Annotated in this window: 11 protein-coding genes; 10 read left to right on the top strand and 1 reads right to left on the bottom strand. The window is 64.2% G+C overall.

What is annotated here, in order from left to right:
• Positions 1 to 13 precede the first annotated feature (13 nt).
• The 8 genes from MU848_RS10370 (at position 14) to epsC (ending at position 7,968) form a co-directional block, all read left to right on the top strand.
• Complete coding sequence (locus MU848_RS10370) at positions 14 to 451, top strand: hypothetical protein (RefSeq protein ID WP_247231598.1); 438 nt, start codon at positions 14 to 16, stop codon at positions 449 to 451.
• The gene (locus tag MU848_RS10365) at positions 448 to 1,158 is read left to right on the top strand and encodes a response regulator (RefSeq protein ID WP_247231596.1); all 711 of its coding nucleotides are present in this window, start codon (positions 448 to 450) and stop codon (positions 1,156 to 1,158) included. Before MU848_RS10370 ends, MU848_RS10365 begins: the two co-directional genes overlap by 4 nt.
• A 126-nt stretch (positions 1,159 to 1,284) precedes the next feature.
• Entirely contained in the window at positions 1,285 to 1,983 is a 699-nt protein-coding gene (locus MU848_RS10360; RefSeq protein WP_097091249.1) for a carbonic anhydrase, read from the top strand.
• Positions 1,984 to 1,986: 3 nt separating this feature from the next.
• A complete protein-coding gene (locus MU848_RS10355) occupies positions 1,987 to 3,483 on the top strand; it encodes a SulP family inorganic anion transporter (protein ID WP_247231594.1) in 1,497 nt (498 codons plus the stop codon).
• A 289-nt stretch (positions 3,484 to 3,772) separates the two neighbouring features.
• Positions 3,773 to 4,615: a TorF family putative porin gene (locus MU848_RS10350; RefSeq protein WP_247231592.1), complete on the top strand. Its 843-nt coding sequence runs from the start codon at positions 3,773 to 3,775 to the stop codon at positions 4,613 to 4,615.
• 195 nt (positions 4,616 to 4,810) lie between these two features.
• Positions 4,811 to 5,521 (top strand): response regulator, encoded by a 711-nt coding sequence (locus MU848_RS10345; protein ID WP_097091252.1) that lies wholly within the window; start codon positions 4,811 to 4,813, stop codon positions 5,519 to 5,521.
• Between the two features lie 8 nt (positions 5,522 to 5,529).
• A complete protein-coding gene (locus tag MU848_RS10340) occupies positions 5,530 to 6,831 on the top strand; it encodes an ATP-binding protein (protein ID WP_247231590.1) in 1,302 nt (433 codons plus the stop codon).
• A gap of 129 nt (positions 6,832 to 6,960) precedes the next feature.
• A complete protein-coding gene (gene epsC, locus MU848_RS10335; protein WP_201513500.1) occupies positions 6,961 to 7,968 on the top strand; it encodes a serine O-acetyltransferase EpsC in 1,008 nt (335 codons plus the stop codon).
• Between the two features lie 2 nt (positions 7,969 to 7,970).
• Here epsC and MU848_RS10330 read toward each other — a convergent pair whose 3' ends face one another.
• Positions 7,971 to 9,617 carry an alkaline phosphatase family protein gene (locus tag MU848_RS10330; RefSeq protein ID WP_247231588.1) on the bottom strand — a complete coding sequence of 549 codons (1,647 nt, stop codon included), beginning with the start codon at positions 9,615 to 9,617 and terminating at the stop codon, positions 7,971 to 7,973.
• Between the two features lie 79 nt (positions 9,618 to 9,696).
• Between MU848_RS10330 and MU848_RS10325 the strand changes: the two genes are divergently transcribed.
• Both MU848_RS10325 and MU848_RS10320 read left to right on the top strand, forming a co-directional pair.
• Positions 9,697 to 11,718 carry a protein-disulfide reductase DsbD family protein gene (locus MU848_RS10325; RefSeq protein WP_247231586.1) on the top strand — a complete coding sequence of 674 codons (2,022 nt, stop codon included), beginning with the start codon at positions 9,697 to 9,699 and terminating at the stop codon, positions 11,716 to 11,718.
• Positions 11,718 to 12,455, top strand: a complete 738-nt coding sequence (locus tag MU848_RS10320) for a TlyA family RNA methyltransferase (RefSeq protein WP_247231584.1) — start codon at positions 11,718 to 11,720, stop codon at positions 12,453 to 12,455. Before MU848_RS10325 ends, MU848_RS10320 begins: the two co-directional genes overlap by 1 nt.
• Positions 12,456 to 12,515: the final 60 nt, after the last annotated feature.

Below are 12,515 nucleotides of genomic sequence, written 5' to 3'. Positions count from 1 at the left end.
GGAGTTGGTTCGGATGTTTCCCATCATTGTGTCAGCCGCAGCCTTGACCTTGACTGCACCCGTCCACAGCGCGGACATCAGCCACGCCGCCACGCGATATCGCGCCAGCTACGAGACGATATCGACGGTTCATTTCCAGCAAGTGGAGCCGCGCTTTGCCACGCGTTCCGCGACGCCCGTTTGCCGTTGGCAAGCGGATGTCGGCGTCGCTCGCACGGTCAATTCGGAAGGGCGTGCTGTTTCCGCCTTGGGCAAAGCCATCTACCGCTTCACGCCGCTGTCGGGCAGCTATGCTGGCGCCTGCGCAAGTGCGCGCAGCCAAATAGATGCAGAGATGTATCGCTATGCCCGGTCGAACGCGGCCGAGGCGCTGATGGTAGCACAGCAGGACAGCGCAGCCATTTCAGGAGAACTCCAAGCCCTCCACAGCCTGTCAGTGAAGGGTGGATGAGCGCACCCCTGATCCTGATTGCCGAGGAAAAAGCGGACCTACGCCAGCAGGTGCGCGAATATCTGGAACAGAGCGGCTTTCGTGCACTGCCCGTTGGGTCGGCAGCGGACATATTCAATGCGATCAAGGCCGTGCCGGTAGGCGCGTTGGTGCTGGATGCGGCTTTGCGCGGTCCCGATGGCCTTGACCTTTGCCGGGACGTCCGGGAACGGAGCGACATTCCGATCATATTGGTAGGCGCGGGTGGCAGCGAGGTCGATCGGGTCGTCGGGCTGGAACTGGGCGCGGACGACTATATGGCCAAGCCCTATTCGAACCGGGAACTCGCCGCCCGGCTGCGCGCGGTGCTGCGCCGCAGCAAGAAAGACCGGCTCATCGGCCTGCGAGCCAGCACGCTTGCGCAGTTCGATGGATGGCAGGTCGATTTCGCCCGGCGTGAGGTGCGGGACGGGGAGGGCGCGCTGATCGCACTCACGGCGGCTGAATTCGCATTGCTGCAAGTGTTGCTGGATCACCCGCAGACGGTGATCCCGCGCCTTAGGTTGATGGAATTGGCTGGAGTTCGCGACGCGCCGTCGTCTGACCGCAGCATAGATGTGCTGGTCAGTCGCGTTCGCCGGAAGCTCAGCGTTGGCGGCAGGCCAGCACCGATCGTCACTGTCCGGGGCGCCGGATATATGCTGAGCGCCGCCGTTGAACGGCAGTGACGACAGAAAATCCAGTCAGACATAATATTTAACAAAAGCGCTGCGACGCAGCAAAGGGCCGTTCCTATCCTTCAAACTACGCCGGTCTGTCCCCCTGACCGGCAACCAGTAAAGAGGATAGAAGCGATGAACGAGCTAATCGGTCGCGTCTTCAGTTTCGAAAGCCAGGTCTTTTCGAAGAAGAGCGCGCTCTACAACCAGCTTGCCAGCCATGGGCAGAGCCCCAAGGCGCTGATGATATCCTGCGCCGATTCCCGCATCGTGCCGGAACATATCATGCAGGCCGATCCGGGCGATCTGTTCGTGTGCCGCAACGCGGGCAACATCGTTCCCCCGCATGCGAGTCAGCTGGGCGGCGTCACCGCGACGGTCGAATATGCCGTCATGGTTCTGGGCGTGCGCGACATCATCGTATGCGGTCACAGCGATTGCGGCGCGATGAAGGCGCTGGCGACTGACGCCGACCTGACGTCGATGCCCAATGTCGCCGCTTGGCTGCGCCATTCGCACGCCGCGCAGAAGGTGTGCCGGGAAAGCTACCCGTCCGACCTCAGCGACGCTGAAAAGCTGCGCAACATGGCGCTTGAAAATGTCGTGGTGCAGCTGAACCATCTGCGCACCCATCCGTCGGTGGCGTCGGGCATGGCGCGCGGGGAAATCGCGCTGCACGGCTGGTATGTCGATATCCATGCGGGTCAGGTGCTTGGGCTCGATGGCGAAACCGGGCGGTTCGTCGCCATGCGTGAAGGCCAGCCGCTTCCCGTCGCTCAGGCGCAGTCGCGCCGCCTTGCTGGCGAAACCAGCATCGCCGTGGCTGCGGAGTAAACCATGTTGAAAGCTCTTTCCGGCGGCACTTTCAGCCGCGACTTGACTGCTTCCATCGTCGTGTTCCTGGTGGCGATGCCGCTCTGCATGGGCATTGCGGTCGCATCCGGCGTTCCACCGGAAAAGGGCCTGATCACCGGCATCATCGGCGGCATCGTCGTTGGTCTGCTGGCCGGTTCTCCCCTGCAGGTCAGCGGCCCTGCGGCAGGCCTTGCCGTCATCGTCTTCGAAATCGTGCGCGAACAGGGGCTGTCCGCCCTCGGCCCGATCCTGATCCTTGCGGGCGCGATCCAGGTCGTCGCCGGCCTCCTGCGCGTCGGCGGATGGTTTCGCGCCATTTCGCCTGCGGTCGTGCACGGCATGCTGGCGGGGATCGGCGTCCTCATCGTCGTCGGTCAGTTCCACGTCCTGTTCGATGACAAGCCGTTGTCGAGCGGCCTTGCCAACCTGGTTGCGATGCCGGGCCAGATATTCGGCCTCAGCAATCAGGACGCAGCGACTGCCTTTGCCATCGGTCTTGTCACAATCGGCGGAATGTTGGGTTGGGAAAAGATCCGCCCCGCTTCCATGAAGCTGCTGCCCGGCGCATTGGTCGGCGTCGTGCTGGCGACGCTCGTGGCATTCCTGTTCAGCCTGCCGGTGGCACGCGTCGTGGTGCCCGAATCCATCGTGGCGGCGGTGACCTTGCCGGGCGAGGGTCTGCTTCAGCAGTTGATGAACCCGACGATCATCACCACTGCCGTCGCGATCGCCTTCATCGCGAGCGCGGAAACGCTGTTGTCGGCGGCTGCGGTGGACCGGATGCATAATGGCGTGCGAACCAACTATAACAAGGAACTGAGCGCCCAGGGTGTCGGCAACCTGCTGTGCGGCGTGGCCGGTGCCTTGCCGATGACCGGCGTTATCGTCCGCAGCTCCGCCAACGTACAGGCTGGCGCGAAGACCCGGCTTTCCGCGATCATGCATGGCTTCTGGATACTCGGCTTCGTCGCGTTGCTGCCTTGGCTGCTGCGCGAAATCCCGATGGCTGCGCTCGCGGGCATATTGGTGGTGACGGGTGTCCGGCTGGTCAGCCTGGATCATGCCAAGCACCTGCTGCACCGTTATGGCCCGCTACCGGTGGTCGTCTGGGCCGCGACGTTGATCATGGTCGTTGCTACCGACCTGCTGACCGGCGTGCTGGTAGGCATCGGCCTGTCGCTTCTGGAACTGCTGCCCCATGCCCGCCGCCTGAAGCTTGGCGTGGACGACGAGCAGCGCGGCGATACGCATGAGCTGGCCCTGCATGGCACCGCGACCTTCCTGACCTTGCCGAAATTGTCGGCGAAGCTGGAAGCGGTTCCTGCCGAGCGCCCTGTCATCCTGAATGTCGAGCGATTGCTGCACATCGACCATACCTGTGCCGAAATGGTGCGGGAATGGATGGATCGGCGTCGGGGTGCCGGGACCAGTGTCGAACTGTCAGGTGCCGCAGGGCGCCTGCGTAATCTCGCCGCCTGAACTGTCACCCCCGTCAGGCGACGTTGCCGCCGCGCCCCTTCCGAGGCGCGGCGGCATTTTTATATCCATGTGCGATGTAGAAACGAAGCAGACATATTCAGAATGAATATGGACAATAACCGTGCCTTTTGCGGCACGCTTTTGCTGTTGCCTTCGCAGGTGCAGTAAAATGCCATTCCGCTTTCGGGCGGCGCGACATAGCCTGCTGTCAATCCGCCGGTAATCGCAGGCAAGACGACCTAAGAACCAGCGCGGACGCAGGACGGAACATTCTTACCGAAAAAGGGGAATGTTCATGAAATACCAGATCGCCTGTGCGGCTCTCGCCCTCTTGTCGAGTGCCCCGGCCTTTGCCCAGGAAGAAGCCGAAGGACCCGTCACCGTATCGGGCAGCGTCGCGCTCGTTTCCGATTATCGTTTCCGCGGCGTGTCTCAGACTGACCAGGGGATGGCCATTCAGGGCGGCATCACCGCCACGCACGAAAGCGGCGCCTATGCCGGCGCATGGGCTTCGAACCTTGCTGGCTGGGGCCAGTTCGGCGGCGCCAACATGGAACTCGATCTGTTCGCGGGCTACGCCATTCCGCTCGGCGGCGCGACGCTGGACGTTGGCCTTACCTGGTACATGTATCCGTCGGGCGCGGACAAGACCGACTTCGCTGAGCCCTATGTGAAGCTCTCGAGCCAGCTTGGTCCGGTCAAGGGTCTGCTCGGCGTCGCCTATGCGCCCAAGCAGCAGGCTCTGGGCAACTGGTGCAGCGACGCGGCCTGCACGGTCGCAAATCCGGGTGACAAGGAGGACAATCTCTACATCTGGGGCGATATCAGCGGTTCCATCCCCGAAACCCCGCTCACGCTGAAGGCGCATCTGGGCTATTCGGACGGCAACCCCGGCCTTGGCCCGAACGGCACGTCGATCGCGCCTACGGGCAAGTATCTCGACTGGCTGGTCGGCGCTGACCTCGCGATCGCCGGCACCCCGCTGACGCTGGGCGTTGCTTATGTCGATACCGACATCAAGCGTTCGGAAGAAAACTACATCCGCCCGAACTTCATGGTTCAGGACGGCGACAATTTCGGCAAGTCGATCGCCCGCAGCCAGGTGGTCTTCTCCCTTACGGCCGCCTTCTGACGGAAGCATGCCGGGCCCTCACATGCGGGCCCGGCATGATAATCTGCATGATGTCCGGGGAAGAATGTCCCTGCCATGACAAAATATTGCTGAACCTGTTTCCAAGGGTTTCTGGGACAAGCATCGGTTGACCCCCTTGGCAGCGCTCTCTATCCCGAACGCCATGAGCCGTTCCCGTTGCGCACCCTTTCCGGCATGACCGCTCCCACGATCATACTTGTCGAAGACGATCCGCCGCTGCGTACGCTGACCGCGCGCGCGCTTCAGGAACATGGCTATCAGGTCCGCCCTGCCTCTTCGGGTCCGGAAATGTGGGTCGCCTTTGACGCGGGGCCGGTCGATCTGGTCGTGCTCGACGTCATGCTGCCCGGCACCAACGGCATCGATCTTTGCCGCCAGATCCGCCGAAAGAGCGACGTTCCCATCATCTTCATCAGCGCGAAAGGCAGCGAGACCGATCGCATCGTCGGGCTGGAACTGGGCGCGGACGACTATCTGCCCAAGCCGTTCGGCACCCGCGAGCTAATCGCGCGGATCAGGGCGATCCTGCGCCGTGTCGGCGTTGAGCGCGGCCCTGACGAACATCGGGAAAATGAAGCGCGCTTCGACGGCTGGATCGTGAACTTCCCCCGCCGCGAACTGCGTTCGCCCACTGGCGCGATCGTAGACCTGACCGGCGCCGAATTCGACCTGCTCGGATCGTTCCTCAGCCATCCGCAGCGTGTCATCGCGCGCGAGCGCTTGATCGAATTGTCGCGCACCCGCATGGGCGACAGTTCCGACCGCAGCATCGACGTGCTCGTCAGCCGGTTGCGGCGCAAGCTTTCGACCGAAGGCGCGGCAGCGCCCATCACTACGGTGCGTGGCGTGGGCTATATGTTCAACGCGGAAGTCAGTAGGGCTTGAGGCTGCATGTGAGCCGGTCGGTAGGCCTGGTTGGACGGCTTCTGGCAATCCTGCTGCTGGCGCTGACGCTCGAATTCGCCGTCGGGACTCTGATTTACGAGCGGGCAGGGCACCTGTCCCTGCAGGATGACGAAGCCCGGCGGTTGGCCGAGCATCTGGTGATCGCGCGCAAGCTGGTGACGGAGCAGCCGCCGGGCGAGCGGCACGCCATGGCCATCCAACTCACCACCGACCGCTACGACGTGCACTGGACACCCGCATCCCCGCCGCCACCAGCGCTCGCACCGGAGCTGGAGCGCATGCGGCGCCAGATCATCGCGTGGGAACCAAGCCTTGAGCAGTCCAGCCTGTGGCTGCGCCTGGCGTCACCGGGCCGCAGTTCGCAGATCAATGGCGGCTTGCAGCTGCCTGATGGCAGCTGGCTCTATTTCGGCATGCGCCACACCGGGGGCCAATGGACCTTCACTATCGGCCGGATGGGGCTAGCGCTCATCCCGCTCGTGGCCTTGATGGTGGCGGGCGCAATGATGATCCGGCGGACGCTGGCGCCGCTCAAGGACCTCACCAAGGCGACGGAGCATATCGGCCTCAGCGACGAGGTCGTGGTTGCGGAGGGTGGCACCAGTGACGTGCGGGACCTGATCCGCGCGTTCAACGCGATGCAAAAGCGCATCCACCGTCTGATCACTGAACGGACCGAGACATTGGCGGCGGTCGGACATGATCTGCGCACGCCGCTCGCCCGCCTGCAACTGCGTCTTGAGGCCATTCAGGATGACGAAGCGCGCGACGCCATGGCCGAAGATCTGGCGGAAATGGGTGCGATGATCGAATCCCTGCTCGCATTCCTGGGCGGAGAAAAGAATGGCGAGGCCGTGGTGCGGGCCGATGTCGCCGTCACCGTGGCGACCGTGGTCGACGCTTTTCAGGATCAGGGCGCGGATGTCAGCTATGAAGGACCCGATCATCTGGAGATGAATGCCCGGCCGCTCCACTTGCGCCGCGCGGTCATGAACCTGGTGGAAAATGCGCTTCATTATGGGCGGCGGGCTTATGTCACCGTTGAGCGCCGCACCGGCCAAGTGCTGATCCGGGTGGAAGATGACGGCCCCGGCATCCCGGAAGACAAGATGGAAGAGGTGCTGAAGCCCTTTGCCCGGCTGGACGAGGCGCGCGGGCGCAACACAAGGGGCCTGGGTCTGGGCCTGGCGATCGTCGCGAAGGCGGTGGAACAGGAGGGTGGCGAGCTCATCCTGGCCAACCGGCCGACCGGCGGATTGAGCGCCGAAATCCGCCTGCCTCTGGAGTAAGCGGCTCCCTTCCACTGCAGCAAGTAGCCCCCGCCGGCGAAAAGAGAAGCTTCGGGGCTGCAAGCAAAACTCGTTTACCGAACAGCCCGATCGCGGTCTATGCCACCCCTTGTGGAACAAGAGGCGTATATGACGGCAGAAGGCGAAGAAGATCCGGTGGTGGAAGGCTATTGGGACCTCGACCGGCTCGTGAGCGATCTTGGGGCGGTGCGCACCCGTTGGCGGGAAGCGCAGCAGCATCATGCCGAATATGGCGCGGAAGGTTTTCCCTCGCGCGCTAATCTCGCCAAGATCATGAGCTCGCTCTGCGGCGCACTCTTCCCGCTCCGCCTGGGGCCGAGCTTCGTGCGCATCCACAATGAAGATGCCTTTGTGGCGCAGACGTTGCAGACGGCGCTCAGCCGCCTCTACGGCCAGATCCGCCTTGAACTGCTCTACGCCATGCATGGCAGCCCTGCGGCGGAGATCGATCGTGAAGCGTCGCAGATCATCGGCAACTTCGCCCAAAGCCTGCCGGGTCTGCGCGAATTGCTGGACACGGACGTGGAAGCCGCGTTTCTGGGTGATCCCGCCGCGCGCAGCGTTGATGAGGTGCTGATCTGCTACCCGTCGATGCTGGCCATCATCCATCACCGGCTCGCGCACCGCCTCTATGATCTGGGCGCGCCCTTGGTAGCGCGCATCATCTCGGAAATCGCCCATTCGCGCACCGGCATCGACATTCATCCGGGCGCGACGATCGGCCGCAGCTTCTTCATCGACCATGGGACCGGCGTGGTCATCGGCGAAACGGCGATCGTGGGAGACCGGGTGCGGCTATATCAAGGCGTGACGCTGGGCGCGCGCAGCTTCCCCGCTGACGAAAGGGGCGCGCTTGCCAAGGCATTGCCCCGGCACCCGATCATAGAGGATGACGTGGTGATCTATGCAGGTGCAACGATCCTCGGCCGCATCATCATCGGCAGCCGCTCCGTCATCGGCGGCAATGTCTGGCTGACCGACAGCGTGCCCGCGAACAGCAATGTTCGCCAGGCAAAGGCCCAATATGAAGTGACCAGCCGGGTCGAAGTCTCCGCCCCGCACCGCGTCCATGCCCTGGTAGACGCGGAGCGGGATGGGTTCGCGGAGAATATCTGACCTTATCTCCCGGCGCAGCTATCCTCTGGCCCGGCGATCAGGTCCAGGCACCGGCCGTCAATCTCGCTCCGGGGTACGGGCAAGCCGATCAGCGCGGCAAGCGTCGGCATGATGTCGACCGTCTCGACCCCCAGCGGTTGTTCGAAGGAGCGCATCCCCTTGCGCCAGAACAGGATAGGGACGCGGCGATCCGTGTCCCAAGGGGAGCCGTGGGTGGCGACGGAGCCGTGCGAAGGATCGGTGATCGGCGTTATCCGGGGTTTCAGCAGCAACAGAAGGTCGCCCGACCGCTCCGGATCGAAACTGGCGCGTGCTTCCTGAATCAGGCTCCAGCTTTCCGGCGGCCCCGAAGGCGAGGGAGTGGCCGCAAGCTGCGCCTTGGTGAACACGGCTTCCACCTGGGGATGCGCGCGGAGCAGCGCGAGGGTCGCTGCTTCCACCTTGGCGCGCTGGCCGGGCGTCAGCCCACGGTTGAAATAAAGGTCGCCTGAGGGCCCATCGCCCAGGATCAGCCCCTTTGCCTCCATTCCGGTACGCGCGGCCACGGCCTTTGCAAGCGCGCCGGGCAGCAGCGCCGCGTCGACGCGCTGCTCCATCGGCATGGCATTTTGCTGGTGGCGTTCGGGAAGGTCATGGCCGCCATGGTCCGCCGTCAGGACCACCACATAGTCCAGACCCTGCTGATCGAGCCGGCCGAAGAAGGCGCCCAGTTCGCGGTCCAGCCGATCGACCTGGATGCAGCTTTCCGTTCCTTCCGTGCCATAGGCGTGACCGATGACGTCCGTTGCCGAAAGTCCGATGGAGATGATGTCGGTCTGGGGCTGCTTGCCAAGGCCCATCGCCTCGATCGCCGCCGCCGCGAAGGCGAGCGTCATCGCGTCCTGTTCAGGCGACGCGCGGAACGCATCATAGCGGCCTGCGGGCCTTTCGAAGCGTCCTGTACCCACCGTGCGATCCGGCGCCACCCGCACCGGAAAGTCCTTCGCGGCGCATTGCGCAGGCAGTTCGAACCCGGCATTGGGCTCGGCCAAACGCTGCTGGAATATCTCATTGACCCGCGCGACCAGGGGCGGCGTGGCGATGCCGGGATAGCTGACATAGCCCTTGGAACTCAGCCACCAGATATGGTCCGCCTTTGCGCCGCCCATCATGATGGCAGCGCGATCCTTTCCAGCGATGGCGATGTTGCGGGTTGCCGGATTTGCCGCTTTCATGCGCTCGCCCAGCGTGGGCACGCGGAGATGGATGGGGGAGGCAACATAGTTGGAGCTGCTGCTGCCCGCCTGGCTCTCATCCTCCGCGCAATAGATCGTCTTGTCGGCCCGGCCAGCCTTCTGATCGATCCAGCTATTGGCGATGATACCCGTGCGGGAAGGGCGGCTGCCCGTCAGGATGGTGCTGTGGCCAGGGCAGGTTTCGGTCGCGGCATGGCTTTGATAGCCGCGCGGAAAAACTGCGCCTCCACTCAACCGCTTCAGGCCGCCCGTATAATAAGGGCGATATTCGCTGAAGAGATCAGCGGAAAACTGGTCGACGGAGATGGCGATGATCAGGCGGGGCGGCGTGCCGGAACCCGTCGGCGCTGCCGGTTGCGCCAGCACGGGCAGGGGCGCCAGCAGCAGGAGGGTATGAAGCACTTTCCCTAACATCTTTTCCAATCCCTTCAGGCGCCTTGACGGCGCAACCCTGCGGACCTAGCCCGCTGTGATCTACGCGAACAGAGGCCCGATGCGGATTTTCCATGTCCTCTTGATGACGCTGGCGCTGTTTGTCGCGCCGGCCGCCAGCGCCCAGGGCGCATTCGGATCGGGCAGGCCGCACATCGCCCTGCAACTCGTTCCCGAAAGCCCAGCGCCTGCCCCTGGATCGGCGAGCATGATCGCCTTCGCCATGACGCCCGAAGTCGGCTGGCACGGCTATTGGCAAAATCCGGGCGATGCGGGCTTGGGCATGACGGTGAAATGGTCGTTGCCAAAGGGCGTCAGCGTCGGCCCGCTCCGTTACCCCGTGCCAGAAACGCTGCTGATCTCCGGCCTCATGAACCATGTCTATGAGGGCCCTTACGCGCTTCTCGCGCCGCTGCGTGTCGCGCCAGAGGTGGCCAAGGGCATGCGACTGCCGATCCGTGGCAAGGCGGAGTGGCTGGCCTGCACTGACAAGATCTGCGTGCCCGAAAGCGCGGACATTGCCCTTGATCTGATCGTAGGTGACGGCACTGTGTCGCCTGCCGTTCAGTCGCGGTTCGATACATGGCGCGCGCGCCTGCCCCGGCCGCTGGGGAGCGAGGCGGCCTATGCTGTTGCCGATGGCAAGTTGCTTGTGTCCATTCCCTTCCCCCGGGAAGCCGCGGCGGCCGATGTCCATCTTTTCCCGCTGGCGGATGGCGTTGTCCGCTATGCCGCCCCGCAAAAGGTGCAGCGCGAGGGCGATCGGCTGCTGATCGAAACCGAAGCAGGGCAGGGCTTGAAGGAAGGCGCGGTCGAGGCGGTTGTTCGCACCGGCGATCATGTGGGCTTCCTGCTGACCGCGCGGCCGGGTGAGGTCGCCAGGCCAGCTTCCGGCCTGTTGTCCACAGCCATGCTGGCACTGGGCGGAGCGATATTGGGCGGGCTTCTGCTCAACATCATGCCCTGCGTATTCCCGATCCTGGGGTTGAAGGCGCTCAAGCTGGCCCGAGCGGGGGGCGACGAAGCGGCGGTTCGGCGGGAAGCGCTTGGCTATGCCGCTGGCGTCATCCTCACCTGCCTGGCGCTCGGGGGCTTGCTGCTCGCGGTCCGGGCGGCAGGTATCGCGGCGGGCTGGGCATTCCAGTTGCAGGACCCGCGCATCATATTGCTGCTGTTGCTGCTGGTCACTGCGGTGGCGTTCAATCTTGCCGGGCTTTTCGAACTCAGCGCCTTTGGCGGCGGCGGGAAGCTGGCGGGCAAGGCTGGCGTTGCCGGTTCTTTCTGGACCGGCGCGCTGGTCGCCTTTGTGGCCACGCCATGCACCGGCCCCTTCATGGGCGTCGCGATGGGCGCGGCGCTGGTGTTGCCGCTGGCGGCGGCGCTCGCGGTTTTCGCTGGGCTCGGGCTTGGGCTCGCTCTCCCCTTCCTGCTGCTTGCTTATGTGCCTGCCTTGCGGGAACGTCTGCCCCGGCCTGGCCCATGGATGCGTACCTTCCAGAGGATCCTGTCGGTCCCGATGTTCGTGACTGCCTTGGGGCTCACCTGGCTGCTGGGGCAGCAGCGGGGCGTGCTCGCCATGACGATCGGCCTCGGCACGGCGTTGCTGCTGGCGTTGCTGCTATGGTGGCTTGGAGAGCGCCAACATCATGGCAAGCGTGGAGGCTTTGTCGTCGCAGCCGCAGCGCTGTTGCTGCTGGGCGCGGGTGCTACGGCCTTGCCTGCGCGCGCGGATGGCATTGCACAGGCGGAGAATGGCAGCGTCGCCTTCGATGAGGCGCGCCTCGCAAGCCTGCGCGCATCGGGCAAGCCTGTGTTTCTCTATTTCACCGCCGATTGGTGTCTGACCTGCAAGGCCAATGAGGCGGCAGCCATCGACCGTTCCGCTACGCGGGAGGCCTTCAGAAAGGCAGGCGTAACAGTGATGGTGGGAGACTGGACGAACGCCGACCCCGCAATCACGCGCTTCCTGGAGAAGCAGGGGCGATCGGGCGTGCCGCTCTACCTCTTTTATGCGCCGGGCCAGCCGGGGCGGACCTTGCCGCAATTGCTGACCATATCCACTTTGACGGGGCTTGTACGCTGATGGCGAAGGTGCGGGCCGACCAGTTGCTCGTCGATCGCGGCCTGGCGGAGAGCCGGGCCCGCGCGCAGGCGCTCATTCTTGCCGGCCTTGTCTTCCTGGGCGACCGGAAGATCGACAAGGCCGGGCAACAGGTCGCCGAGGATGCCGCGCTGGAGGTGAAGGGCCGCGATCACCCCTGGGTGTCGCGCGGCGGCATCAAACTCGCCCATGCGCTCAAGCATTTCGCGCTCGACGTCAGTGGCATGGTTGCCATCGACGTCGGAAGCTCCACCGGCGGCTTCACCGACGTGCTGCTGACCAACGGAGCGGCGCGCGTCTATGCTGTGGACAGCGGCACGAACCAGCTTGCCTGGAAGCTGAGGTCTGACCCCCGCGTCATCGTGCATGAACAGACGAGCGCCCGCATCCTGACCGCCGACCATATCCCCGAGCCCATCGACATCATCGTATGTGATGCGAGCTTCATCTCGCTCGCCAAGGTGCTGGAAAGGCCACTCTGCTTCGCGCGGCCGGGGGCGCATCTCGTCGCCCTCATCAAGCCGCAATTCGAAGCGGGGCGGGAAGAAGTCGGCAAGGGCGGCGTTGTCCGCGATCCTGCCATCCATGCGCGTGTCTGCCAGGACGTGCATGGCTGGCTGACATCGAACGGATGGAGCGTGCTGGGCGTGACGGCCAGCCCGATCACCGGACCACAGGGCAATGTCGAGTTCCTGATATGCGCCCAGCGGGAGGGATGACCGGGGACCGGGCGTTTGATTTTGTGACAGATGCTGAAACCCGGCCTTCATTCGCGGGTT

This window comes from Sphingobium agri (assembly GCF_023051225.1).
GTDB classification, from domain to species: domain Bacteria; phylum Pseudomonadota; class Alphaproteobacteria; order Sphingomonadales; family Sphingomonadaceae; genus Sphingobium; species Sphingobium agri.
This window is presented reverse-complemented; position numbering and strand designations above follow the sequence as displayed.

Bases quoted from the DNA above. Each gene is read 5' to 3' on its own strand.
- MU848_RS10355 (WP_247231594.1), top strand. From the start codon at position 1,987: ATGTTGAAAGCTCTTTCCGGCGGCACTTTCAGCCGCGACTTGACTGCT.
- MU848_RS10350 (WP_247231592.1), top strand. From the start codon at position 3,773: ATGTTCATGAAATACCAGATCGCCTGTGCGGCTCTCGCCCTCTTGTCG.
- MU848_RS10325 (WP_247231586.1), top strand. From the start codon at position 9,697: ATGCGGATTTTCCATGTCCTCTTGATGACGCTGGCGCTGTTTGTCGCG.
- MU848_RS10370 (WP_247231598.1), top strand. From the start codon at position 14: ATGTTTCCCATCATTGTGTCAGCCGCAGCCTTGACCTTGACTGCACCC.
- MU848_RS10320 (WP_247231584.1), top strand. From the start codon at position 11,718: ATGGCGAAGGTGCGGGCCGACCAGTTGCTCGTCGATCGCGGCCTGGCG.
- MU848_RS10360 (WP_097091249.1), top strand. From the start codon at position 1,285: ATGAACGAGCTAATCGGTCGCGTCTTCAGTTTCGAAAGCCAGGTCTTT.
- MU848_RS10365 (WP_247231596.1), top strand. From the start codon at position 448: ATGAGCGCACCCCTGATCCTGATTGCCGAGGAAAAAGCGGACCTACGC.
- epsC (WP_201513500.1), top strand. From the start codon at position 6,961: ATGACGGCAGAAGGCGAAGAAGATCCGGTGGTGGAAGGCTATTGGGAC.
- MU848_RS10345 (WP_097091252.1), top strand. From the start codon at position 4,811: ATGACCGCTCCCACGATCATACTTGTCGAAGACGATCCGCCGCTGCGT.
- MU848_RS10330 (WP_247231588.1), bottom strand. From the start codon at position 9,617: ATGTTAGGGAAAGTGCTTCATACCCTCCTGCTGCTGGCGCCCCTGCCC.